General features: G+C 45.6%; 27 protein-coding genes. 20 read left to right on the top strand and 7 right to left on the bottom strand.

The window, feature by feature from the left end:
• Window positions 1-28: 28 nt before the first annotated feature.
• Complete coding sequence (locus DXN04_RS30470) at window positions 29-1,852, top strand: M2 family metallopeptidase (RefSeq protein WP_116857206.1); 1,824 nt, start codon at window positions 29-31, stop codon at window positions 1,850-1,852.
• Between the two features lie 39 nt (window positions 1,853-1,891).
• Here the strand turns inward: DXN04_RS30470 and DXN04_RS30465 are convergent, their stop codons facing one another.
• Together DXN04_RS30465 and DXN04_RS30460 are read right to left on the bottom strand one after the other, a co-directional pair.
• A complete protein-coding gene (locus DXN04_RS30465) occupies window positions 1,892-2,842 on the bottom strand; it encodes a YeiH family protein (protein ID WP_116857205.1) in 951 nt (316 codons plus the stop codon).
• A 156-nt stretch (window positions 2,843-2,998) separates the two neighbouring features.
• The gene (locus DXN04_RS30460; protein ID WP_116857204.1) at window positions 2,999-3,385 is read right to left on the bottom strand and encodes an HPF/RaiA family ribosome-associated protein; all 387 of its coding nucleotides are present in this window, start codon (window positions 3,383-3,385) and stop codon (window positions 2,999-3,001) included.
• 197 nt (window positions 3,386-3,582) lie between these two features.
• Between DXN04_RS30460 and DXN04_RS30455 the strand changes: the two genes are divergently transcribed.
• Both DXN04_RS30455 and DXN04_RS30450 read left to right on the top strand, forming a co-directional pair.
• A complete protein-coding gene (locus DXN04_RS30455; RefSeq protein ID WP_233525725.1) occupies window positions 3,583-4,704 on the top strand; it encodes a sensor histidine kinase in 1,122 nt (373 codons plus the stop codon).
• 52 nt (window positions 4,705-4,756) lie between these two features.
• Complete coding sequence (locus DXN04_RS30450) at window positions 4,757-5,488, top strand: LytR/AlgR family response regulator transcription factor (RefSeq protein ID WP_116857202.1); 732 nt, start codon at window positions 4,757-4,759, stop codon at window positions 5,486-5,488.
• Window positions 5,489-5,696: 208 nt separating this feature from the next.
• On the opposite strand, the gene DXN04_RS30445 is transcribed toward DXN04_RS30450, so the two are convergent.
• Window positions 5,697-6,014, bottom strand: a complete 318-nt coding sequence (locus DXN04_RS30445) for a nuclear transport factor 2 family protein (RefSeq protein WP_116857201.1) — start codon at window positions 6,012-6,014, stop codon at window positions 5,697-5,699.
• 18 nt (window positions 6,015-6,032) lie between these two features.
• Window positions 6,033-6,827 (bottom strand): SDR family oxidoreductase, encoded by a 795-nt coding sequence (locus tag DXN04_RS30440; RefSeq protein WP_116857200.1) that lies wholly within the window; start codon window positions 6,825-6,827, stop codon window positions 6,033-6,035.
• A 125-nt stretch (window positions 6,828-6,952) separates the two neighbouring features.
• Between DXN04_RS30440 and DXN04_RS30435 the strand changes: the two genes are divergently transcribed.
• A complete protein-coding gene (locus DXN04_RS30435; protein WP_116857262.1) occupies window positions 6,953-7,339 on the top strand; it encodes a winged helix-turn-helix transcriptional regulator in 387 nt (128 codons plus the stop codon).
• Window positions 7,340-7,430: 91 nt separating this feature from the next.
• Here DXN04_RS30435 and DXN04_RS30430 read toward each other — a convergent pair whose 3' ends face one another.
• A complete protein-coding gene (locus tag DXN04_RS30430; RefSeq protein WP_116857199.1) occupies window positions 7,431-8,039 on the bottom strand; it encodes a hypothetical protein in 609 nt (202 codons plus the stop codon).
• 95 nt (window positions 8,040-8,134) lie between these two features.
• Between DXN04_RS30430 and DXN04_RS30425 the strand changes: the two genes are divergently transcribed.
• From DXN04_RS30425 to DXN04_RS30415, 3 genes are read left to right on the top strand one after another with little or no spacing between them, the layout of a single operon-like run.
• Window positions 8,135-8,611, top strand: a complete 477-nt coding sequence (locus tag DXN04_RS30425) for a carboxymuconolactone decarboxylase family protein (protein WP_116857198.1) — start codon at window positions 8,135-8,137, stop codon at window positions 8,609-8,611.
• Window positions 8,612-8,633: 22 nt separating this feature from the next.
• On the top strand, window positions 8,634-8,984 hold the full coding sequence (locus DXN04_RS30420; RefSeq protein WP_116857197.1) for a YciI family protein: 351 nt from the start codon (window positions 8,634-8,636) through the stop codon (window positions 8,982-8,984).
• Window positions 8,984-10,204 carry an RNA polymerase sigma factor gene (locus tag DXN04_RS30415; protein ID WP_116857196.1) on the top strand — a complete coding sequence of 407 codons (1,221 nt, stop codon included), beginning with the start codon at window positions 8,984-8,986 and terminating at the stop codon, window positions 10,202-10,204. The genes DXN04_RS30420 and DXN04_RS30415 overlap by 1 nt, the downstream gene beginning before the upstream one ends.
• Here DXN04_RS30415 and DXN04_RS30410 read toward each other — a convergent pair.
• Window positions 10,151-11,182 (bottom strand): metallophosphoesterase, encoded by a 1,032-nt coding sequence (locus tag DXN04_RS30410; protein ID WP_116857195.1) that lies wholly within the window; start codon window positions 11,180-11,182, stop codon window positions 10,151-10,153. The two genes, DXN04_RS30415 and DXN04_RS30410, sit on opposite strands and share 54 nt — an antisense overlap.
• Window positions 11,183-11,255: 73 nt before the next feature.
• Between DXN04_RS30410 and DXN04_RS30405 the strand changes: the two genes are divergently transcribed.
• The 7 genes from DXN04_RS30405 (at window position 11,256) to DXN04_RS30375 (ending at window position 15,995) form a co-directional block, all read left to right on the top strand.
• A complete protein-coding gene (locus DXN04_RS30405) occupies window positions 11,256-12,182 on the top strand; it encodes an alpha/beta hydrolase (protein WP_116857194.1) in 927 nt (308 codons plus the stop codon).
• 14 nt (window positions 12,183-12,196) lie between these two features.
• Entirely contained in the window at window positions 12,197-12,694 is a 498-nt protein-coding gene (locus DXN04_RS30400) for an FUSC family protein (protein ID WP_116857193.1), read from the top strand.
• Window positions 12,691-13,464: an exodeoxyribonuclease III gene (xth, locus tag DXN04_RS30395; protein ID WP_116857192.1), complete on the top strand. Its 774-nt coding sequence runs from the start codon at window positions 12,691-12,693 to the stop codon at window positions 13,462-13,464. The genes DXN04_RS30400 and xth overlap by 4 nt, the downstream gene beginning before the upstream one ends.
• Window positions 13,465-13,476: 12 nt before the next feature.
• Complete coding sequence (locus DXN04_RS30390) at window positions 13,477-14,007, top strand: hypothetical protein (RefSeq protein WP_116857191.1); 531 nt, start codon at window positions 13,477-13,479, stop codon at window positions 14,005-14,007.
• 115 nt (window positions 14,008-14,122) lie between these two features.
• Complete coding sequence (locus DXN04_RS30385; RefSeq protein ID WP_199415175.1) at window positions 14,123-14,443, top strand: antibiotic biosynthesis monooxygenase family protein; 321 nt, start codon at window positions 14,123-14,125, stop codon at window positions 14,441-14,443.
• 9 nt (window positions 14,444-14,452) lie between these two features.
• Window positions 14,453-14,944 (top strand): hypothetical protein, encoded by a 492-nt coding sequence (locus DXN04_RS30380; protein WP_116857189.1) that lies wholly within the window; start codon window positions 14,453-14,455, stop codon window positions 14,942-14,944.
• Between the two features lie 73 nt (window positions 14,945-15,017).
• Entirely contained in the window at window positions 15,018-15,995 is a 978-nt protein-coding gene (locus tag DXN04_RS30375; protein WP_116857188.1) for a hypothetical protein, read from the top strand.
• A 343-nt stretch (window positions 15,996-16,338) separates the two neighbouring features.
• Here the strand turns inward: DXN04_RS30375 and DXN04_RS30370 are convergent, their stop codons facing one another.
• On the bottom strand, window positions 16,339-17,343 hold the full coding sequence (locus tag DXN04_RS30370) for a zinc-dependent alcohol dehydrogenase family protein (protein ID WP_116857187.1): 1,005 nt from the start codon (window positions 17,341-17,343) through the stop codon (window positions 16,339-16,341).
• Window positions 17,344-17,447: 104 nt separating this feature from the next.
• On the opposite strand from DXN04_RS30370, the gene DXN04_RS30365 reads away from it, so the two are divergent.
• The 6 genes from DXN04_RS30365 (at window position 17,448) to DXN04_RS30340 (ending at window position 25,075) form a co-directional block, all read left to right on the top strand.
• Entirely contained in the window at window positions 17,448-17,795 is a 348-nt protein-coding gene (locus tag DXN04_RS30365) for a winged helix-turn-helix transcriptional regulator (protein ID WP_116857186.1), read from the top strand.
• A gap of 135 nt (window positions 17,796-17,930) precedes the next feature.
• On the top strand, window positions 17,931-18,770 hold the full coding sequence (locus tag DXN04_RS30360; RefSeq protein WP_116857185.1) for a COG1470 family protein: 840 nt from the start codon (window positions 17,931-17,933) through the stop codon (window positions 18,768-18,770).
• A 6-nt stretch (window positions 18,771-18,776) separates the two neighbouring features.
• Window positions 18,777-19,790, top strand: coding sequence for an ABC transporter ATP-binding protein (locus DXN04_RS30355; protein WP_199415174.1), 1,014 nt, complete (start codon window positions 18,777-18,779; stop codon window positions 19,788-19,790).
• Window positions 19,732-20,733, top strand: a complete 1,002-nt coding sequence (locus DXN04_RS30350; RefSeq protein ID WP_233525724.1) for an ABC transporter permease — start codon at window positions 19,732-19,734, stop codon at window positions 20,731-20,733. The genes DXN04_RS30355 and DXN04_RS30350 overlap by 59 nt, the downstream gene beginning before the upstream one ends.
• 112 nt (window positions 20,734-20,845) lie before the next feature.
• Window positions 20,846-22,360, top strand: coding sequence for a family 43 glycosylhydrolase (locus tag DXN04_RS30345; RefSeq protein WP_116857182.1), 1,515 nt, complete (start codon window positions 20,846-20,848; stop codon window positions 22,358-22,360).
• 258 nt (window positions 22,361-22,618) lie between these two features.
• Window positions 22,619-25,075 (top strand): WG repeat-containing protein, encoded by a 2,457-nt coding sequence (locus DXN04_RS30340; protein WP_158569240.1) that lies wholly within the window; start codon window positions 22,619-22,621, stop codon window positions 25,073-25,075.
• Window positions 25,076-25,138: the final 63 nt, after the last annotated feature.

The raw sequence follows: 25,138 nt of genomic DNA, 5'->3' as shown, positions 1-25,138 counted from the left end.
TAAATTCACCCCGCAAAATCTAAACTTTATGAATCGTTTCACCCTTGTCGCTACAGGCACCCTGCTCTCACTGGCAGCCTGTCAATCATCCGACAACAATAAAAACCAGCTCACCCGGCAACAGGCGCAAACCTACCTGGACAGCTATAATAAAACCTACCAGGACCTTATATACAAAGACAACCTGGCCCAATGGACACTCAATACCCGCATCGTAAAAGGCGACACCCTCAGTCAGCAACTGGCAGATGCCGCCGATAAAGTACTTGCTGAATACACCGGCAGTAAAGCAAACATCGATTCCGCACAAAAATACCTGCAATTAAAAGATCAACTTACTCCCTTACAGCTAAGGCAGTTCGAAGTGATCCTCTTCAACGCAGGTAATAACCCCGCTACTGCAGGGGACATCGTTACCCGCCGTATCAGCGCTACCAACAAGCAATTATCCGCTCTTTACGGATTCAAGTTCACCCTCGATGGCAAACCCGTTACCACCGGTCACATCGATGAAATCCTTGAATCTTCCGATAATCTCCAGGAAAGAAGAAAAGCATGGACCGCCAGCAAAGAAGTGGGTAAAACCCTCAAAGATGGTCTTGATTCTTTGCAATACCTCCGCAATGCTTCTGTCACACCCCTGGGCTATAAGGACTACTTTGATTACAATGCCCGCGAATATGGAATGGGCGAAGATGAGGTGATCAAACTGACACGTCAGTTTGTAACTGAGATATGGCCATTGTACAGGGAACTGCATACCTGGGCGCGTTACACCCTGGCGGAGAGATATAAACAACCCGTACCTGATTATATTCCTGCTGACTGGCTACCCAACCGCTGGGGGCAGGATTGGTCTTCCCTGGTAGATGTAAAGGGCCTGAGTATCGACTCTGTACTTAAAGTACATGGTGCTGAATGGATGGCTCACCAAAGTGAGGAATTCTATAAGAGCCTGGGCTTTGATCCGCTGCCACCGGTATTCTGGGAAAAGAGTAGCCTCTACCCGGTACCTGCCGATAGTCCGTTTACCAAGAATAACCATGCTTCTGCATGGCATATGGACCTGGCAAATGATGTGCGTTCCCTGGAAAGTATCACACCAACTACCGATTACTGGAGTACGGTATTGCATGAATTTGGACACATCTATTATTATATGTCTTATAGCCGTCCGGAGATCCCGGTGATCCTGCGGAGTGGTGCTAACAGGGGCTTCCATGAAGCCTTCGGTACCATGATGGGATTGGCTTCCCTGCAAAAACCTTTCCTTGAAAATCTGAATCTTATTCCAAAGAATACAACTACCAATGATACACTGAAATTATTAAAAGAAGCGTTGAGTTATGTAGTAAGTTTGCCCTGGAGCAGCGGGGTAATGACGGAATTTGAATACAACCTGTATGCGAAGAAATTGCCGAAGGACCAGTATAACCAGGCATGGTGGAAGCTGGTGAAACAGTTCCAGGGGATTGTACCGCCTGTAGAAAGAGGAGAGGAGTATTGTGATGCGGCTACCAAGACACATATCAATGATGATCCTGCACAGTACTATGATTATTCTATAGCGAGTGTACTGGTGTTCCAGTTCCATAAGCATATTGCAGATAGCATCCTGCACCAGGATCCACATGCTACAAATTATTGGGGAAATAAAGCGGTGGGAGATTTTCTGAAGAAGGTGATGAGTCCGGGAGCCAGTATTGACTGGAGACAACAGCTGAAGGACGATTTGCATACAGATATGAGTGCGAAACCAATGGTAGCATATTTTAGTGTGTTGATGGATTATTTGAAGAAGGTGAATGCAGGGAAGAAGTATACCTTGCCGGAGCAACCAGTTTTTGAATAATATTATTAGTATGATTTGTTGCCCCTCAGGGGCAACAAATTATACCAAAGAAATGATAGACCATAATGCCGCACCTGCGATGATGATCCATAAAAACACGCCTTGTACAAACGGCCTTATACCAACCGCCTTCAACACCTTTGCATTCAGCCCACACCCTATCAAAAACAAGGTCAGTGTTAAGCCAGCCCTGGAAACATCCACCACATAATGACCATATTTTTGTACAAATGGTACATATGAATTCAATACCATTGCTATTATAAAGAACCCAATAAACAAGGGAATTTTAACTTTCTTTTTATCAACACTACTCAGCAAAGAAAGCGGGATAATCCACAATGCTCTCGCCAGTTTCACTGTAGTGGCTACCTGCAACGCCTCTGCACCATACTTACTGGCAGCCCCTACTACTGAACTTGTATCATGAATTGCAATTGCACTCCATAATCCAAACTGCGTTTGTGTAAGATTTAACAAATGTCCAACAGCAGGAAAGATAAAGAGTGCTAAAGAGTTGAGGATAAAGATCGTACCCAGTGCTACAGAAATCTGTTTTTCTTCTGCCTTAATAACAGGAGAGATTGCCGCTATGGCACTACCGCCACAAATTGCCGTTCCCGCAGATATTAAATAAGAAGTTTTCCTGTCTATTTTTAAGAGTTTCCCGAAAAGAAAACCGAAGAATAAGGTACCAACAATAGATGCTACGGTAAATAGGAAACCCTGGCTGCCCGCATGCAAAGCACTCGTCACGTTCATACCAAAGCCCAGTCCTACGACTGAAATTTGTAATAACAAATGAGTGGCCTTATGATTTAAATGTAAATAAGGATGCCCTACAAACTGGGCTATGACTAGGCCCATCAATAATGCCACAGGAGGCGTGATCAGTGGTGTAAGGCAAAATACGAAAGCTAATAAAAAGATGACTTCCCTGGTGGTTAGACTTACTGTCCGGTCTAAAAAAGTTTTGTTTATTGTTTCCATAATGCCCACAAATTTCTAATGTTGCGGCCGCAAACGGAAATTGTAAAAGGTAATGGATGATAACCTTTAGTTATGCCTATAATTAATATCAATACAAACAAAAAGGGTGATAAAAAGATTCTTTTTATCACCCCCTTCATCATTTTAAAAAACACACTATTTCACTACATCTTCCAATTCTACATCTTCATTGTTATCACTGTCCTCCTGCATCAGTACATCCTGGATATTTAACTTATCCTGGTGCCTGTTGCCGTCCTCTTTTCTACCCCTGACCTTTACGATCTGGGCTTGCAGAACATCTACACATTCATTGACAGCAGGTTCAAAATGAGGACTCACTTTCTTTACAAAATGATCCTGACCGGGTACTTCCAGCCGGATTTCACAATAATTATTTTCAGGAGTGCTGTCTGGCCCCTTATATAATGTAACGTTTGCACGTACAATTTTATCTGTTTTTAACGTGTTCAGCTTTTCACGGATATATGACTCAAGTGCATTACTGGCTTTAAATCCGAGGGATTGAATAATAATATCCATAGTTCTATATTTTTAATACAGATAGTACAGGAATTGTGCCAGACGATATCAGTGAGTAAACTGATGATGGTTAGTTTTTCTTAACAGATTTTTTTAATGAGTCGATGGCCATGGTTATTACAGTCTTTATCCACTTCATGCAGTTCGTCAATTATTTCAGGTCGTTCACATAACGGAGCCGGGAAATCCCCCGCCTTTTGCGTAACTTCAGAATGATGCCCAGGTGGTTTTACAAATACAAGCTCTATCACATCCCTTTCTGGATGTTCTACCAGTTCATTTGGTGGACGGTGGCCGTGGGCAATCCCATCAAAGCGGCGGGTATTATCTTTACCACTACCATGTTTCCCAAGTATTTTACCTATGTTTTCTGGGAGACATTAGGGGTCTGGTTTAACCTGTACTTTTTGCTGCCCAGGTATTTCGAAAAGGGAAAATATACGACCTATGTGCTGCTCTTGGTCGCTACCACCCTGATTACTGCCTGTTGTATTGTACCGGGGTATTACCTTACCGCTTCCCTGGCAGGAACAACTGTGAAAGAGCTGTTTCATACAGATAGTTTCCTGAGCATAGTACTGGCCAATTCACTGCCGAGTGCTATTGCGGCAATGACCCTTGCCATGAGCATAAAAATGGGCAGGAGCTGGCTGCAAACGAAGAACAAAGAGCAAATGCTGGAAAAGGAGAAGCTAGAGACGGAGCTGAATTACCTGAAGTACCAGTTTAATCCCCATTTCCTGTTTAATACCATTAATTCCATCTTCTTCCTTATTCATAAAAACCCGGATATGGCTTCCGCTTCCCTGGCCAAATTCTCCGATTTGCTCAGGCACCAGCTGTATGAATGCAATGACAAGCAGATCCTGCTGAATAAAGAAATTGCTTACCTTGAAAATGGGATTGAACTGGAGCGGCTCAGGCAGAATACCAATGTAGAGGTCGATATTCAATTGCCTGCATTATATGATGCCAGGCTGGGCATTGCCCCTTTTATACTGATGACCTTTGTGGAAAATGCATTTAAACATGTGTCCAGGCAGGCAGATCAGACAAATTGGGTGCAGATTGAGTTGCAGGTAGCCGGGCAGGAATTAAGGTTCCTGGTAGCTAACAGCGTATCGGTGGAAGAGGAGGCCGGTGAAGAGGTGCTACGGTATGGAGGAATTGGGTTGAAGAATGTAAGACGGCGACTGGACCTGATGTACCCGGGGCAGTATGAACTGGCAGTGAATAGTAATAGTTCATCTTTTTCTATATTATTGACTTTACAGCTCTCCGTTTTGCAGGGTGTGCCGCTGATGCACAAAATTGCATAGTACATAAAAGCTGGAATACATTTGTTCCGGATAAAAATATTAAACAGCAACAATGTTAAACTGTGTAATCATAGATGATGAACCGCTGGCCCGCGAAGGAATGGCTGATTATGTGAAAGAAATCGACTTCCTCCACCTGGTCGACACCTGCGAGAACCCGGTTGCCCTCATGAAACTCATGGATCAGCATCCCATCGACCTCATCTTCCTGGACATCCAGATGCCCAAAATGAACGGCATCGATTTCCTGAAGATCATCCAGAAACCCCCTATGGTGATTATCACCACAGCTTACCCCAGCTATGCCCTCGAAGGCTTCCAGCTAAACGTCATGGACTACCTCCTGAAACCCATCACTTTCGATCGCTTTTTCAAAGCTGTCAGCAAAGCACGCGAATACCACCAGCTCGTCAACCGTGCTACCATACAGAAAGCCGAGGCTGCCACCGACTACTTTTTCATCAAGTGCGGCAGCAAATACGAAAAGATTCATTTTGAAGACATCCTCTATGTAGAAGGTATGCAAAACTACATCACCATCTACACCCTGAAAGGGAAGTACGTAACATTGCTTTACCTGAAAAACCTGGAACAGAATCTCGATAGCCACGCCTTTATCAGGGTGCACAAATCCTACATTGTTGCGATCGATAAAATCGAAGCGATCGAAGGCAATGAGATCTTTATCCAGCAACACCGCATTCCTATCAGCAGGAACTATAGGGAGCAGGTGATTGAACAGGTAGTGTCCAATAAACTCTGGGATAAAATCCGGTTTTCATAATCATACGCTTACCGGGAACAGCTACATACCTGGGAACCAATTTCAAAACCTATCATACTAGTCCGCTCCGGGTGAATTCAACCTACTTTTTCATTCCGGCAATGGAAGTCATATCGTCAGGCAAAAGACTGGTCGCGGCAAAAGAAAACCACTGTATTTAAACAGCGGTTTCCTCAATCTATATAAGCACAACTATGTGATATGCCTTTTAATGATGTAATGTATCGATCAGACCATCCTTCAGCCCTAAATGGAACCGCAGCACGATCGGGCTGCCTGGGAATGTGCCTGATACCTCTGCAGTTAACAAGCCCTTCGAACCCGACTCTTCATATTGAAGTGGTTTCACGGCAGCGCTATATTTTTCATTTGCCTCTTCGATCCAATGCCGGATCTCTTCTTTACCTGTGTACGTCTTGCCTTCATCATGTACGATGGCGGTTTCCGTGAAACAGGTCAGGTAAGCCCCGCTGTCGTAAGTGTTCTGCGCCTCTACAAATTTTGCTACTAATTGTGGTAATTCCATGGTGATATGATTAAGTTTTTAAATTGTTGGTACCGTTCCTCCGTCAATGACGAAATTTGTTCCTGTTAAGTAATTGGCCCTTGGTGAAACTAAAAAGCCAATCAATTCAGCTACTTCTCCCGGTTCAGCGGGCCTGCCGTAAGGTATTCCACCCAATGCATCCATGACACTTTGCTGGGCTGCTTCTACAGTAATATTTGCATTTCTTGCAATCTCACCCAACCAGGCTACCGATGCTGTTGTATTGATCCATCCTGGGGAAACAGTTAGCACACGAACACCTTTTGGTGTAACTTCATTTGATAAACTTTTACTGTAGTTGATTAATCCTGCTTTTGCAGCTGCGTAAGGCAAGGTAGAGTCGTATAGCGGCAATTTGCCCTGGATGGAAGCGATGTGAATAATAACACCACTTTTACGATCGATCATTTGCGGTAGGAATCCCCTGTCAAGCCTGACTGGAGCAAGTAAATTAGCTTGTAAGGTAGATATCCAATCCTCATCATTCAACACGGAAAAACCACCGGCGGGTGTTGATGAACCACCAAGGTTGTTTACCAGAATATCCAGCCTGCCATAGGTAGACAACACTTCGCTGATCACTTTTTGCGCATCTTCTGCCTTGCTCAGGTCAGCAGGAATAAAATGTAGATCTTCATCTGCCTGTTCAGGTTTGTTCCTCGCGGTAATAAGCACAGTTGCACCAGCAACTTTTAAGCGCTCTGCGATTGCTTTTCCGGCACCCTTGGTTCCACCTGTTACTAAGGCTATCTTACCGGATAATTCGTTGCTGTAGTTGAATTGCTGTTCCATATGTTTTTGTTTGTAGGACAAAATTCGATAGTATGCGGATAGCAAACAATTACGGGCTTACGAATCAGATAGGGATAAATTTATCCGTATTGGTGGCTATTAGGGTTTGCCGTATATTCGTATTTATGTACATAAAAAAAACTACTCCGACACTCAATTGTGGACTTGACCTGGTTGGAGAAGTGCTGTATGGCAAATGGAAAATCCGCATCCTTTGGTTCATCCACAATGGCAACGTACGGCCAAGTGAACTTCAGCGAAAAATCCCGGACGTAACCAGGCGGGTGCTGAATGTCCAATTGAAGGAACTTGAAGACCATGAATTGGTGACTAAAACAATCTATCCCGTTTTGCCCCCAAAAGTAGAATACCGTCTTACAGAATTTGGCAAAACACTTATTCCCTTGATTCAATCTATTGGCCTTTGGGGTGACGAGCACCAGGAGCGCCTTCGAAGGGTTATTCTAAAAACAAATGGAAAGTTAGACCTGGACGACGTTCCAGTTAGTTAAACTGTTTATCAGAATCGGGTCCTAAAGAAATGACATGCAGATGAGGATGGACTTGATTTTTTCTTTTACACATCTTCGGAATGCCCGGATATTAAAAGTTAAAGAGAAAATGAAAATTTAAGAGCTGATGCGTTTCACCCGTTACGCCCACAAAATACCCAACACCCAGCTCCAGGTTCTTTCTCCTGTATGACCTGCCTACAGCAAAACGGATTCCCGCATTGAGGGCAATATTGGTGCTGAACTCAGAGGTATTGCCTGAAATCCTGATCTCATTATAAGTGTCAGTATATACTTCGTCATAAGCCCGGTATTGCGCCGCATACCCAGCACCTCCAAAAAATCCGACCCTGCCACGTGCTTTCTGGGAAGAACCCGCACCATAGTTAAAGTTAAACATCAGGGGCACCTGGACAATGTAACTTTTCCAGTCGTCAGTCACGGATGCGTTCCCATAGGTTTGATTATAATAGTATTTCGAATAGCCTATCCTGATCGGGGCATTGATAGAATACGCATATTCCCTGTTTTCTTTAAACGTCACCCCTGGCGTATAGGCAATGGCCATGTAGGGATTTTCCCTTGAGTATTTGGTTTCATCATGTATCAGGCTGATGCCTGCTCCGTTGGTAAAATGCTGGGCCTGGGAGCTAAAAAAGGCACATAGGCAGATAAAGGCAATAAACAGACTTTTTTTCATAGGGTATATTGACTTACAAATGTATAAAATAAATATCTATTGATTTTGTCCAATTGGTAAAAGCCCACTTGTTATAAGGGCAAAATCTCAAAATCATGAAAACAAGACTGAATTACTTCCAACATGCCAACAATGCTATGCAGGCTTTAAGCGGTTTCGCTCCTTACCTGGCCAAATCTCCACTTGACAAATCCTTATTAGAACTGGTTTATTTTCGGGTATCCCAGATCAATGGCTGTGCTTTTTGTCTGGATATGCATACGAAGGAATTACGTGCCATGGGTGAGGAAGAACACCGCCTGTATGTAATGGATGCATGGAGGGAAGCGCCTTTTTATTCTGAAAGAGAGCGTGCAGCACTGGCATTTGCGGAGGCATTAACCAGGGTAAACCTGGGCCATGTACCAGACGAGGTGTATGATGCAGCAGCTGCCCGGTTTTCGGAAGGTGAGCTGATAGACCTGGTCATCGCAATTGTGGCTATTAACAGTTATAACCGACTGAATATTGCTTTTGGTTCACCCTTGCCTGTAGGTGCTTACAAGGTGGGCATGTTTGCAGCTAAGCATTAATAACCCGGAAAAATCTAACAATATGAATGAGTTCTTATTGATCTTCAGAAAAGATAATTCAAAAGAAGCACAACCTTCTCCTTCAGAATTACAGGACAGCATTAAGCCCTGGCAGGAATGGCTGGGCAAACTACAGGCCGAAGGTGCCCTGGTAAGTCATGGCAACCGCCTCAGACCCGAAGGTACTGTGATCAAAGCAGGCAAGGTGGTAACAGATGGCCCTTACCCGGATATCAAAGAATCCATAGGTGGTTTTGTGATCATCAGGGCGGTAGATTTAGCGGCTGCGACTGAGATAGGAAAAGATTGCCCGGTTTTAAGTGCACCCTGGAACGGGACGGTAGAAGTGCGTATGTTAATGAAAGAAGCCTAATGGAAGATCAGGAACTACTCCCATATTTATTCAGGACAGAGTACAGGAAGATCATTGCTGTACTCTGTCAGCTTTTTGGTATTGCACACATCGAAACGGCAGAGGATATTGTGAGTGATACCTTTCTTTCTGCCACTGAATTGTGGAGCCAGCAGGGTATTCCTCCCAACCCGGCTGCATGGCTGTATACGGTGGCGAAGCGCAAGACCCTGAACCATTTGAAGAGAGACCAGTTATTTGCGAAGAAGATAAGTCCGGAGATCAAAAAATCCAGTCATGAAATAACGGAAATGGATATCGATCTTTCTGACCAGGGCATTCATGATAGTCAGCTGGCCATGATCTTTACGGTATGTAATCCCGGTATCCCTGAGGAGTCGCAGGTGGCACTGGCATTGAACCTGCTTTGTGGTTTTGGTGCACAGGAAATAGCGGATGCATTCCTGACTAAGAAAGATGTAATTTACAAACGCCTGCAAAGAGCCAAGGAAAAGCTGAAAGCAGACCAGATCCCCATCATTCCTCCTTCTGCCGGAGCGGTGAATAGCCGTTTAGATACGGTATTGACTACTCTCTATCTCTTATTCAGCGAAGGGTATTATTCTACTTCGCAGGATACGACTTTAAGAAAAGATCTTTGCCTGGAGGCCATGCGTCTCACTTATTTATTAGTCTCACATCCGCCTGCTGCTTTGCCTGCAGTAAATGCATTGTTGTCACTCATGTGTTTCCATGCATCGCGATTTGCGGCCAGGGCCGATCAGCAGGGCGCAATGATCCTGTACAGTGACCAGGATACGAAGCTGTGGGACCAGGAGTTAATTTCAAAGGGTACTTATTACCTGAATGAAGCGGCGCGGGGTACTGTGTTGACGAAGTATCACCTGGAAGCAGGCATTGCTTACTGGCATACGCATAAGGAGGATAGCAGGGAAAAGTGGGAACAGATCTTACATTTATACGATCAGCTGCTGGTATTGGAGTCTTCACCGATAGCTGCGCTGAACAGGATTTTCGCCCTGGCGAAGGTAATGGGTAATGCAGCCGCGATTGAAGCTGCTGCATTATTGCCATTACAGGATAATCATTTTTATTACGCCTTGTTAGGGCACCTGTATACACCACTGGACCGTACACAGGCCATGGTGCATTTCCGGAAAGCCTTGTCACTGGCGGTGACTGCGGCCGACAAGGAGGCTATCAGAAAACAGATGCTGTAGCTGTTTTATCTTAGCCGGTGTGTTGAGCGACTTTCGCAGGTCTTCTACTTTCAGGTTGCCGGACCTGCTTTTGTACAGGAATGCTTTGAAAGGATAGGTGTGCAGTCGGTCATGGTGAGCAATGGCGAAAAGATCCAGCTGCGCTTTTATTTCCGGGAGTGAGCCATCCAGGAGTGCCAGGGAAGATTTTTGCTCCTGCAGGTATTGCTTTACTGCCGGTGTTTCTATATATGCCAGGCTTTCAATTTCCCTGTGGATAGCGGCAATCTCCATGTTATCCCAGTCCTTGCTTTCCAATACAGGTATTTGCCATTGTACCCGTTGTTCCTTCCAGTGGTCGCGTGCTACTTTTACCTGGTGAATAATGAAACCTGGCAGCTCGATAGCTGTAAGGTAGCCACCATGGCAGGCACCGGTATCGATGCCATAGGTGTTATTCACGATGCGTGGCAGATGGCCGCTGACAGAGTGGCCGTAGATGACTGGTTTCTCACCTGTATAATGATCTGTCCAGGAATTTTGTAGCTTATCGCCATTACTGTTCCCTCCATATTTCTTTTCCAGGAATCGTTCGCCGGCAGTCGTACCACACAGTACATCCTGGCGTTGCTCATGCAAGGGAATGTCGTGTTCCATCGCAGCGTGTACAACAATGGCATCTGCTGTCTCGATGTAATAAGGCAGTGTCATGGCCCAGGCCAGGAAATGCGGATAGTCATCTCCCATTTGAACTTTCACGATTTCCTGTGCGTAATTAAGAGTGCCCTGCAGGTGTTTTCGTTCATGGTTGCCCATGAGTGTAATGGTATTAGGGCGTGTCATAAAGTATTGCCATACTTCCCGGGACATATTACCACGGTCTACGAGGTCACCCACGGAGATCAGGAGATCATCTGGCCGGAGGCCGGTTTTATCCAGGAGGGTCAACAGCTCATTGTAGCAGCCGTGGATGTCCCCCACAACTATTGTTCGTTTCATGCCCCAATATTATCAGGCAATAGCGTAGTCTTTCTGCGTATTTCTTAATTTGCGGAATAACTTTTTCTACCGGATGAGATCTTTATTTTTACTATTGCTGGTGTGTACCCTGGGTACACAGGCCCAAACCATTGTATCCCATGCATTTGGAGATGCATCCAAACCAGCTGTCATCTTTTTGCATGGAGGCCCGGGCAGTAATGCCATTAATTTTGAATCCACTACCGCCGCACAACTCGCTGAGCAGGGATTTTACGTGATTACCTACGACAGGAGGGGAGAAGGCCGCTCCGCTGACCCGGATGCAAAATATACTTTCCAGCAGTCTTACGATGACCTGAACAGCATCTATAAACAATATAAACTTAAAAAAGCCAGTCTGATCGGGTTTAGTTTCGGTGGCATCGTGGCCACAGGCTATACTGCCAGGTATCCTGAGCAGGTAAGTGCACTTGTACTGGTGAGCGCCCTGGTGAATTTGCAGGAGACCTATCGTACTATCATCCGTTCATGCAGGAAGATATATACTGAAAAGAAGGATACCAGTGGATTGAAAGACCTTGACAATTTAGAAAAACTGGACCATGCTTCTATTGATTTCAGGAGAGGATGTTTTAAACAGGCCTCTAAGAACGGGTTCTTTGCTACGCCAAACCGGACAGCGGATGCACAGGCCATTTATAAAAAACTGGATGCGGATACCTTGTACCTGCATTATGCAAACCTGAACAATGATACCCCCAGCAATGAATTCTGGAAACATGAAAAGTATTCTACTATCAATAACCTCCCAGTGATAAAAGAGATCGTAAAGGGTGGAGTGCCTGTATTTGCAATGTATGGCAAAGATGATGGATTGTATGCACCGGAGCAGATCGCTTCCATAAAGGCAGTCATAGGAAATAAGCATATTTTATACATGCAGGATGCCGCGCATTATTTGTACAATGACCAGCAGGGCCATTTCCTTTCGGGCATGCGGGTGTTTTTATACTATTAATTACCTTTGCAGGTATGGAGATGACGCAGCGTCAAAGGAGTTTACTACTCTACATTGCAGAATGTGTAGCAGGCACGGCGATTGGATTTTACATATACAGCGTATATCCGACTATTGGTGCCTGGTGTCTCATTTCAATTATACTGGTGTTGGCCCCTGACCGGAAAGATGCGATGACACTGGCGAAAACCCGTATCAAAGCAAACCTGGTTGGCGCTGTCATCGGATTGATCATCTTCTTTATTCACCCCGTGAATCTGCTGATGATTTGTATTGGAATTACCTCGTCCATCATTGCCTGCGAGTTGTTAAAACTTCAACCTGCTACCCGTTCTGCTGCGATTGCTGTATTGATCATTACCATGCATGAATCGGGCAAACACTTCTGGAATGTGGCGCTGGAGCGGGCTGGTGGAGTACTGGCAGGTTGTGTAATCGGCATGCTGATCACCTGGAGTTTTCATGCAATCATTATCAGGTCTAAAAAAGCCATCAGAAAAATAGGAAAATGAAAATAGCTACTTATAACGTCAATGGCGTGAATGGCCATCTGGAAGTATTACTCCGTTGGTTAAAAGAATCGGCCCCTGATGTGGCCTGCCTGCAGGAACTAAAAGCGCCCCAGGAAAAGTTTCCCGAAGCGGCGATCCTCGAAGCAGGGTATACCGCTATCTGGCATGGACAAAAGAGCTGGAACGGTGTGGCGATCCTGTCACGCATCGGCAAACCTGAAGAAGTGAGAAGGGCATTGCCGGGTGATCCTGAAGACCTGCATAGCCGCTATATAGAAGCCGTAATCAATGGTATTACCATTGCATGTTTGTATTTGCCCAACGGTAACCCGGCACCGGGTCCGAAGTACGATTATAAGTTAGGCTGGTTTAAGCGTCTGCATGCACATGCACAGGAACTGATGGACAGTGGTAAACCTGTTATCATCCTGGGTGATTATAACGTGATTCCCACCGAAAAGGATGTATATAAACCTGCCAGCTGGGTGAATGATGCCCTCTTTCTGCCGCAGACGCGCGAAGCATTTGAAACCCTGAAGGCACAGGGCTGGACAGATGCCCTGCGGAAAATGTATCCTGATGAAACGATCTATACATTTTACGATTATTTCCGCAATGCCTACGGTAGGAATGCCGGCTTAAGAATCGATCATTTTTTAGTGAGTCCGGATGTAGATAAGCGATTGATAGCCGGTGGCGTAGATAAAGAAGTGAGAGGTTGGGAGAAGACGAGTGATCACTGTCCGGTGTGGATTACCATAAAAGACTAGTATTTTTAGCGTATGAATATCAAATCCGTGCTACCGTTCGATACCTATACCCTGGTCACTTTTTTGAAAGTACCGGAAGTGATGGGTAGACTGGAAGCAAATGTATCTCCTAAAAAGCTATCATCTATGCTGGTGGTAAATCGCTATGGGCAAAAGAAAGATTCGTCTGAAAAACCTTATGCAGGCAACATCACCGGGCAGCAGTTTGAAATAGTAAGGGTGATTAATTATAAGAACTCTTTTCTGCCGGTGGTGAAAGGAGAGGTGAGTCATTTCCTGGGGCAGACAGAAATCAGGGTGAAGAGTAGTCCGCATATAGCCGTGCTGGTATTTTCCGGGTTCTGGATGCTGATGGTATTGCTCGGTTGTGTGATAGTCACAGGGGTAGCAATCCGGGAAGGGTTTGAGCCTGCATTATTGATCCCATTTGCCATGCTGATATTTGGAAGTTTATTATTTACGGTTCCTTATAAAATAGAGGCAAAGAAGGCAAAAGAGTTCCTGGTAAAGCTGCTGGATGCAACTGAGGTAAAAGTATCCTGATGTGGAATTTATTCTTTCTGCTGCTTATAATGGCAGCAGAATAAAGAAAGCAAAAGATATTTAAGTACTTTACCTGAAGCAGATAAATCCTCAAGCAGATAAATTATAAATAATCATGATCGCCCATACACCTGCACCTCCTTATTACGCAGTTATCTTTACATCGCTCAGAACAGATGTCGAAGATGGTTACAAAGACACTGCTACGCTGATGGTAGAACTGGCAGAGACACAGCCCGGATACCTGGGAGTAGAATCCGCAAGAGATGGCGTAGGCATTACCGTTTCTTACTGGGAAAGCCTGGAAGCCATCCGTAACTGGAAGCAGCAGGCAGACCACCTCATCGCACAAAAACTGGGAAGAGAGAAATGGTATGCGCAATATAAGACGAGAATTTGCCTGGTGGAGAGAGACTATGGTTTTGAAAAAGAATAAAGAATTGTTATGAATATTAAATCCCATTTTACACTGAGTACCCGACTGCCTGTGGAAGAAATTAAACAAAGATTGTCGGAGCAATGTGATCCTTCTATTTCATTAAACAGCGCAATTTATGGCGCGAGGAGCATGAATGGCAAACCGTTTGGCGGTCAGTTAAATGGGGAGGGCTTTGAGTTCTACAGATTACTCAACCGGATGAACCTGCAGACACCGGTACTAAGTGGCAAATTTGATTATTACCTGGGCCGGACCGAAATACATGTATCGGTAGATTTGCCCAAAACGACCCTGATCCTCTTTGGGGCAGCAGTGGGTATTGTCTTAATTCCGGGTTTGTTCATTCCATATTTAGCTGCTCCTTTCCTGTTTAAGGTAACAGGACTGGTGTGGCTCCTGTTTGCTTTCTTCCAGGTACTGAGAAAATACCAGTTAGAGACAATCGGTAGCCGCCTGCTCCTCCAAAAGCTCCTGGAAGCACAGGAAGTAGATGGCTAGTCATATAACTATATGAGTGGTCAGCAGGCCTTGAGATAAGTGCTTAATTTGGCTTCATAAATATTACTATACTATGAAGGTCTTATTGCTGCTTTCTTACCTGACAGCCTTTTCTTTGTTTTGTACCGCACAGGCACCTTTGCCTGCAAAAAACCTGAGTATTTTCGGAAGGGGTACCTATCCCGGAGATGATACCACCTATGCATTGCTGCAGGGCGCGGGTTTTAATACCGTTTTGTTATCCAGTTTTTATATTCATGCAGATGGAGATCTGTATTCCGGCGATGATAATAAGCATCCCATTATCCATGATGGCAAATGGGTAGGTGATACTGCCTACCTGCGCCGGGTAGCTGCCCTGAAAAAGGTAGCGAGAATCGAGATCCTGCTGGAAGGCAGGTGGTATAACCAGCCGCCGAATACCTTTGATTTCATGAGAGACTGGGTGGATGCTACCAAACAGGTTCCGGGCGTGGTAACCGGTACCGGAGAGGAGGGTACCCTGTTTAAGATCTGCAAAGTTTTGAAAGAAGTAGTGGGTGCAGATGCATTTTGTATAGATGACGAGTCAGTATATGATAGTCATTCAGTGATTGAGATGAGCAAGATTGCTGCCCGCCTCAAAATGCATATGACCCTGTGTCCGTTCAGGATAAATGATTTCTGGAAAACGGTGCTGCAGCATACGGATCCGAAGGTCGTGGATGCGATTTACCTGCAATGTTATGATGGTGGTACAAGAGCGAATCCGGGCACCTGGAAGACGGCTATGGGTGCCGTGCAGCCCGTATATCCGATCTTTATGTGCAGGGGCGCATTTAGTACCTGTGCCAGTTCACATAATAGTAAGACGGTGGATGAGATAAAGAGTGAGATGAAGCGTTTTAAAGCAGATTATCCACAGATGAGCGGGGCAAGTATCTGGCAGATGGCGGATGTGAAGAGTTTTGTAAAGAATAATTGTGCGGTGACGGATCCTACATCAGGGACGGCAAAGACAGTGAAGGAGTTTTTGGCGCAGATTAAAGAGAGCTTATCTACAGGACTTTAAATAGGCCCGCCTGGCAAGAGAAAATTACGCGCTGTTTTCTTTTAGGTCCACAAAGGAGATAATTTTCCAGGATTTGGAAAGAATAGCGGGCATTGTTGTTTGTTAAATTATTGATTTACAGTGATTTGATATTCTTTTTGGGCCTTGGCATTCAATTGGCAATATCCTATCCAGAGAATGAGAAATAATCAATCTTTTTTCCAATTGGAACACACCGGGGTGCTGAAGGCCCCCGGGATTGTTCCTCACGATAACAAACGACGAAGCTAAAGCCTTAAATAATGAATGCTGACTTTTTGGGGGAATGCAAAGAGGAGGGAGCGAAAGCTTCCTCCTTCTTTTTTTAGAGCTTTACTACCAGTTTACCAAAATGGCCCCCGCTTTCCAGTTCCCTGAAAGCAGTCTGCACATCTTCCACGGCATATACCTTATCAATCACCGGTTTTATGCCGGCTTTCAGCAAAGCATTGAAACTATCCCTGCTGCCTACTGCAAAACCTGTAATTCTTTTAAAGTTCAGGTTCAGATCTCCATACACATCCAGCGTAATCTGTGACCCGGTCAGACCACCTGCCGTACATACGAGTCCGTTTACTTTCACTGCCTGCAATGATTGGCGGATGGTATCCTTGCCACCTACATCCAGGGTCACATCTGCACCTATACCTCCCGTCAGGCGGAGTACCTCATCCTGCCATTGCGGATTGGTTTTGTAATTGATCACCTCATCGGCACCCAATGCCTTTAATTTAGCTGCCTTGTTATCTGAACTGGTGGTAGCTATCACCCTGGCACCTGCCTGGCGGGCAATCTGGAGGGCAAACATAGACACACCACCAGTGCCTTGTACCAATACTGTATGCCCCAATTGTATTTTGGCAATATTAATGAGCCCTTCCCAGGCTGTCACCCCGGCTACCGGCATGGTGGCCGCCTCTTCAAAGGAAAGGGAATCAGGCAATTTTACCAGGCCATATGCAGGTACTTTTACATAATCAGCCATTACACCCTGGGTCTGCCAGCCTATGCGTACGGCATCTTTTAAGGGAAAACCCTCTCCACTCAGGAAATTCTGTACATAAGTCAGCGCTACCCTGTCGCCAGGCTTCCACTCACTCACCTTGTCGCCTACCGCTGTTACTATTCCCGCGCCATCGCAACCAGGAGTATATGGGAAAGGGAGCCCGGTGGGGAAGTCTCCTTTCACAATCATGAGGTCCAGGAAATTGAGTGATACTGCTTTGATATTTACCACTACCTCATGCGCAGCGGCCCGGGGGATTTCCGTAGTGCCTATCCTGATAGCATCTATACCTGTTTTGTCCAATTGTACGATTCTGTTTTGCATATCCTTATTTTTGTAATGCAAAGTTGAACCCGTACGAAACGAAAGTCAAGTACCGGGAATTTAATCACCAGGTGATAATTTAATCACCTTTTAAGGTCCAAAACATGTATACAAGGAAAATCCCCCGTTTATATAATTGTTCGCTGGAAGTGACAATGGAAGTAATGGGCGGTAAGTGGAAGCCATTTATCATCTGTTACCTGCAGCATGGTCCGAAACGCCCCAGTGAATTACTGAAAATGATCAACGGTGCCAGTAAACGGGTGATAAGTCAGCAGCTGAAAGAGCTGGAAGACCACGACATCATAACAAAAAATGTATATGCCGAAGTACCGGTACGGACGGAATACTACCTCACAGAGTATGGGAGAGAGCTGTTACCAGTCGTATTGATGATGGAGCAGTGGGGGAGGAAGTACCAGCCTCACCTTGAAAATAAGCGGACCGCGTAGTTCCTAATTTTCACATTTTTTTTACAATTGTTTGTGGCGACTTTACTATATTGGCAGCCGTTTTCATTTTAACTGATAGGTAAATAACAATTATTTCAAAGTATATAATAATTATTTATTAATCTCGAAATGGCAATGTCAGCTACTACAACTAAGCATCAGCGCATTATGACGCGCAGTCCTTATTTATTGGTTCTGTTATTCGTTTTATTATTCAGCAACACGGTCCGGGCACAATCATCTCCTCCATTTACAGCCCGCCTCATGAACATCGAGGCAGCAGCCAACACCACGTTCAACTACAGCACTAAACTAAAGAACACTGCTCCCGTATCCCGTGTGTTCCAGCTTTCAGCAGCATTGCCGGCAGGATGGAATGTGAGTTTCAAAGTAGATGGTATGTCAGTCACCTCCGTGAACATTGATTCCGGCAGGACTGCTGACATCAACATTGAATTCACCCCTACGCTGGATACTAAAAAAGGGAAATACAATATACCGGTGACAGCGCTGGTAGGCAACGATTCCCTGAAACTACAGCTGGAAGCAGTGATCAAAGGTACCTATGGTGTATCCCTGTCTACGCCCAGCGGAAAACTGAGTGAAGACGTAACAGAAGGAAGCACGAAAGAACTTCAGCTGGTGATTAAAAACACAGGTACCATTCCACTTGACAACCTGGAACTGAATGCACAAACGCCTTCTCAATGGCAACTCACCTTTGCACCTACCAAGGTTCTTCATCTTGAAGCGGGTGCAGATACAACTATCCTCGCTACCCTGCAGGTGCCGGACAAAACACTGGCTGGCGACTACATGACCAATGTAACTGTAAGGAATAACAACACCAATGCGAAAGCAGATTTTCGCATCACCGTCAAGACTTCTGTATTGACAGGCTGGCTGGGTCTGGTCATCATCCTGATCGCCCTGGGCGCTGTTTATTTCCTTATTCGTAAATATGGCAGGCGATAGTACATTATGGAACAAGCAATCATAGCGATACATGGGTTGTCCAAAACCTATGGGTCTTTGAAAGCCGTTGACAACCTGAACCTGACTATCCGGCAGGGGGAAATCTTCGGACTACTTGGACCCAATGGTGCGGGAAAATCCACTACTATATTAATGCTGCTGGGGCTTACGGAACCCACGGCAGGCACTGCACACATCTGCGGTCTGGATGCTTCCCGCAACCCGATTCCGGTAAAACGTAAGGTCGGTTATATGCCAGACAACGTAGGCTTTTACAATGAGCTCTCCGCCCTGGAAAACCTGAAGTACATCGGCCGCCTGAATGGCATTCCGGAAAATGAAGTGGAAAATACGGCCAGGGAAATGCTCATCTCCGTAGGACTGGAGTCCGCAATACATAAGAAAGCAGGCACCTTTTCCCGTGGTATGAAACAGCGACTGGGCCTGGCAGATGTACTGATCAAACGCCCCGAGGTGATCATTCTCGATGAGCCTACTTTGGGTATTGATCCTGCCGGTGTGCGTGATTTCCTGGAGCTGATCAGGCAACTGAACCAGGAACAGGGTATTACCATTCTTTTATCATCACATCACCTGCACCAGGTACAGCAGGTGTGTAGTCGTGTGGGCATCTTCGTTGGTGGACGATTACTTGCCGAAGGCAGTGTGGAAACCCTGGCCGCTAACCTGTTCCAGGCAGATCCACATGTAGTGCAGGTCACGCTGCGCAATGCATTTAAAGCATCCAGCGAAGAATTGCTGCAATTGCCCGGCGTTACAAAGGTCAGCATCGCTGATGCCAGCGTAGAAATCTCCGGACAACAGGATATCACCCCTGAGATCGTGCGCTACTTTGTACATAAGGGATGTGATGTAACAGGCGTGCAGAAACGGACTTATGGTCTGGACGAGATTTATCAACGTTATTTTGAAAATAATTTAAAGGACAAAGAAGTACATAATGAACAGTCTACTGGCTTATTCCAAAGATCATTCCTTAGCAGGTTCAAAAAGCGTTAGTCCTTTCTGGACCATGGTAAAGAAGGAGGTGGCTGACCAGATTCATAGCTGGCGGTTCATCATTATGGCCCTGTTGATCCTGCTCACCTGGTTAGGATCGATGTATGTATCGATGTCCAATATCAGGTCGGCAATGGAAAATGTAAGGGATCATGATACCTTGTATTTTTACCTGAAATTACTGACGATCACAGACCGTTCATTGCCTCCCTTTCATGTATTCATTGGCTTTCTGGGGCCATTGTTAGGCATTGCACTGGGCTTTGATGCCATCAATTCTGAGCAGAGCAATGGTACACTGATCCGCCTGATGGCCCAACCTGTGTACAGGGATTCCTTACTGAATGCAAAGTTCACCGGCTCATTGATTGTGATCAGCATTCTTTTCTTCTCACTGAATATGCTCATGGTAGGAGGAGGGATGTTGATCACCGGGGTACGAATAGAAGTGGCAGAGTTTATAAGGATCCTTTGCTTTGTAGGACTGAGTATCATCTATGTGGCATTCTGGCTGAACCTGTCAATATTATTGTCCGTAAAGTTCCGGCAGACGGCTACTTCGGCATTGACGGCGATTGCCATCTGGTTATTCATCACCGTGTTTTATCCTATCCTGGTCCAGATCATCCTAAAGGGAATTTTGCCGGATCCGAATGACCTGAGTCCGGATCAACTGGTGATTTACAACCAGATCCGTCACAACTTCCTGGTGGTGATGCCGGGTCAGATGTATGCAGATGGTACAACCACCTTGCTGATGCCGGTGGTCAGGAGCATGGGGCCATTGACGATGGAGCAGATGGCAATGGCAGTACCTTCACCTTTGCCACTGAGAGAGAGCCTGTTGATCACCTGGCCACAGGTAAGCGGTCTGATAGCAGCTACAGTAGCCTGCTTTGCAATCTCTTACTGGCTGTTTATGCGCAGGGAAATCCGGACATAATTATTGGTCACATGCAATAAAAAAAATGCTTCTGTCTATAGGATAGAAGCATTTTTTTTATTGTATATTCACTTGAATAGCTATTATTCATTATCTCTCAAAATTAACCGGCATGAAAAGAACCCTTCTGCTACTTGGCTTGCCCGTGCTCGCACTCCTGCACGGCTGCACAAAGCCGGAATCTGAGCAAAAATTGTCAGGTTCATCCACGTTAAAAGCTGTCACCGCCGCCAGCACTTCGGTCATCTTTACAAATCCTTTACCCTCACTCGACAATGGTAGTTACTACGATCCATGGGTGATCAACATCGGCGGGTATTTCTATTATTGTGGCTCCGATGGCGGCCGTTTATGGATTACAAAGTCGGCCACACTTGAAAATCTTTTACAGCAGACAAAGACTTACATTTTCACCCCACCATCAGGCACCCTTTACAGTGGCAACCTCTGGGCACCTGAGCTGCATTACCTGAACGGCAGGTGGTACGTGTATTTTGCTGCGGACGATGGTAATAATGACAACCACCGTATGCACGTACTGGAAGGTGGTACAGATGCCGGCAACCCCCTCAATGGCACCTACAGCTACAAGACAAAGCTGAGTGCCACTACAGACCGTTGGGCAATAGACGGGCATCCGTTTGTCTACAACAGCCAGCTGTATTTTGTATGGTCAGGATGGGAAGGCACTACGAACGTATCGCAGTACCTCTACATCGCGAAGATGAGTAACCCTTATACCATCGACGGGGAAAGGGTGGAAATCTCCAGACCTGATTATGACTGGGAAAAGGTAGGTTCTCCTACCGTGAATGAAGGGCCTACTTCCCTGATCAGCGGCAATACGGTGAACATCATTTATTCAGCGAGTGGCAGCTGGACGAATGATTACTGCCTGGGAAGGATTACCTGCACAAATGGCAACCTGTTGTCCAAGGCATCCTGGACCAAGAATTCAACAGCTGTATTTTCCAGGTTTGGTAATGTGTATGGTCCGGGCCATGCTTCTTTTGTGAAGTCACCCGATAACCTGCAGAACTGGATCGTGTACCATGCTGCCAACAGTGATGGCAGTGGATGGGACAGGCGAGTGATGGCACAGCAATTTAGCTGGATCGGCGATGTGCCTTTCTTTGGGTACCCGATAGAGAAAGGGATCCCGGTGCCGGCACCTTCCATTGGCCCAGGCTATGCGATGCCGATTGCAAACGGCACGTACAGGATTAAGTCTAAAGTGACCTCACAGTGTGTGGATGTACCCAATGCGGCATCTACTGCCGGCTTACAGATCCAGGAGTATACGGACAATGGTACGAATGCCCAGAAGTGGATCTTTACATCATTGGGTAATGGGTATTATACCATTACAAGTGTGGCATCTGGTCTGAACCTGGATAACGCGGGCGGTTCAACGGCTGCAGGCAATATCCTGATCCAGTGGACGGACAATGGGAATGTGGCGCAGCACTGGAGAGTGCAGGATATGGGTGGTGGGTATTACAAGCTCATTAACCAGCGGAGTTTGCTGGCGCTGAATGTGCCGTATAGTAACCAGACCCCGGGTACGAAACTGGAACAGTGGTATGAGAATCAGTATGATGCGGAGTTGTGGCAGATCATACCTTAATGGAAGTTTTTAGAAGGGAAGCCTGCCTGTTTTGGCAGGCTTCCCTATTTTAGGAAGATGATTATAAGGCTCCTGTGCCGACTGGAAATTTAAGCAGCCCTTGCTTGACCGAATTAAATATTAATGTCTTTATAATTGAATAATAACAATTTACAAATCCTGTAGTCGTTTTGTAGTCGCCCCTGTAGTCCCCCGGTGACCAGGGTTTTTTGGAAAGATATGTTTGCACCCGGACATTTGTGCCTACAAATTCTTTATATGAAATACCGATTACTAGCCAGCTGCTTCTTACTCCTTAGCCTGAGCGCATCCGCCCAGCGCAAGTTCGAAGCCGGCTCCCGTTATGTGCAGGGATTTGCAAGAGTCGTAAACCAGGGACAATCAAGTTATATCGACAGCACCGGCAAAATAGCCTTTGACACCGTTTATAATGACAGGAGCCTGTCCGACACCTGGGCAGACACCGACTCCATATACCTGCCACAGGATATCCTGCAGGTAGGTCTGAAAGGCAAACAAGGGGTGATGACCGTCTTAGGAAAATGGATCTTACTCCCCGAATATGATACCATTGACACCCACTCGCCCGAACAATGGATAGTAAAAAAAGATCATAAAGTCAGTTTGTATACCCCCAAAGGCTTTCTCCTCCCATTCCGTTTTGAAGACAGCAATCAGCTGGACTCCATCACCTTCGCCGTAAAAGAAAAGGGAAAATGGGGCCTGTACAACAAGAATAAGGATGAGCTGATCATCCCTTATACGTACGAAGACATCGATTATTGCTATGGTTGTACTACCAGGGGCAATTACATCTTTGCACAGAAAAATGGCAAATGGGGAGTAGTGAGCTTCCAAAACGAAGTTTTAGTGCCTTTTGAATATGACCACGAGCATATGAATATGCGGAGTGACGAGTGGATCGAATCGCTCTACAAGAATAACCAGAAGATGAGCATCAATCTCAAAACGAAGAAGGTAGAGATTGATACCTGTGAATGCCTGCCGGGAGAAGATGTGTCAAGTCTGGATACACAACTGGGGCCGTTCACCGGTCAGCGCAGAAATGGTAAATGGGGCCTGGTGAATAAAGCCGGTAAGCTGATCCTGGATCATGTATATGATGATATCAATTATTACAATGACAGCACTGCATTGATAGGCATTGTCCGGAATGAAAAATATGGCCTGGCGGATACTACGGGCAGGATTGTAGTACCCCTGGCCTTTGGGTCCTGGTTTGAACCCATGTGTGGCAATGAGGTATTCCAATCCGAAAAAAACGGGAAGGAGGTGATCTTTGATAAAAACGGGAAGCAGATCCTGGCACAATATAGCGGCTTTCACGAAATGGTGATGGAAAATGGCTCCAGGATGCTTGCCATCATCCAGGGCAAGTTATACGGCTTTTATAACCCCGCTACGGGCAAGATCGTACCTCCTAAATATACCTCCCTCAGTTATTATGGCGACCCGAAATTCCTGAACGTAGGTATGGGCGACAAATATGGCTATATCGACAAAGACGGTAATACCGTAGTACCACCTATCTATGACTATGTGGACCTGCATGCGGTTCCCCGGAATGAGCAGCTGGTAAAAATAAGCCTGAAAGACAAAATAGGTTTGTTCGATATAAAGCAGCAGAAGGTCATACTCCCTGTAGTGTACGATTACATCTCTACCTACGATGACAGCACTGTGATGATGGTCACGAAGAACGGGTTAAGCGGTGTCTATGATTTCAATGGTAAGATGCTGGCACCGGTAAAATATAGGGATGTAGTTCCTTTTGATAGCCTGTATACTTTATTACAGCCAAAGGATACCGGCAAGGCAGAGATCCTGAATAAGCGTACCCATGTACTGTACAAACTGCCTTTTGATACTGCATTCGTAGCCTATGAAGGCCGCCTGATGCTGGTATGGCAGCAGGGTAAAAGTTTCCTCTATGACATCGATAAAAAACAGCGGGTAGAAGGTGACTATTCAAAGGGTGGATTCCCTGAATACATGGGTTACTTCTCCAATCACCGTGCGATCGTGGTAAAGAACCAGAAGTTTGGGTACATAGATGGAAAAGGGAATTATGTAGTGCAGCCTAAGTATGATTACATCTCCAGTTTCCACAAGGGAGTAGCAGCGGTGTATGAATGCCTGGATACCGCAGCCCGCATTTATCGTTATGGTTATATTGATTCAACAGGTAAGGAAATCGTGCCGGTCATCTACGATGTACCACAGGAGCTTGTACAGAAATATTCAGAAGAAGCTTTCTTTGGGGACGATGATTCAGAAATACTGACATTGATGAAGAACAATGGTAAAAAAGGTATTGCAGGTTTGAACGGGAGAATTATAGTACCTGTGAACTTCGACCGGATCTCCCCGGAAAAACATGGCAGGGGCTACCTGGTAACGCTGGATGAGAAATTTGGTTTACTGGATGTGAATGGCCGTGAAATAGTAAAACCGGTCTATGATCGTATCATGCTGGATGATATAGAAGGCTATGATGGCAGGGTAGGGTATAATTTCCCTGTCATGATGAAACAAGAGAATGCAGACTGGACCTATTTAGATGAGCGTGGTAAATCAATAGGCGTGAGCGTAGCTGAATATATAGACTTTAGCACGCTGGACTGGGGAGCACCAGCTGGAGTTCCCGTGGAAGTACCTCCACCACCAGTGCCCTTACCCGCGGAAGGAAATTAGTGAACACATTAAACGGGGACATAGCAGGGAGATGGCTAAATAGGGCCATTATCCCTGCTTTTT

Origin of the sequence: Chitinophaga silvisoli, from assembly GCF_003412465.1 — a bacterium.
Taxonomy (GTDB): domain Bacteria; phylum Bacteroidota; class Bacteroidia; order Chitinophagales; family Chitinophagaceae; genus Chitinophaga; species Chitinophaga silvisoli.
Note: the sequence above shows the minus strand (reverse complement) of the source record. Positions and strands in the feature narration are given on the sequence as shown.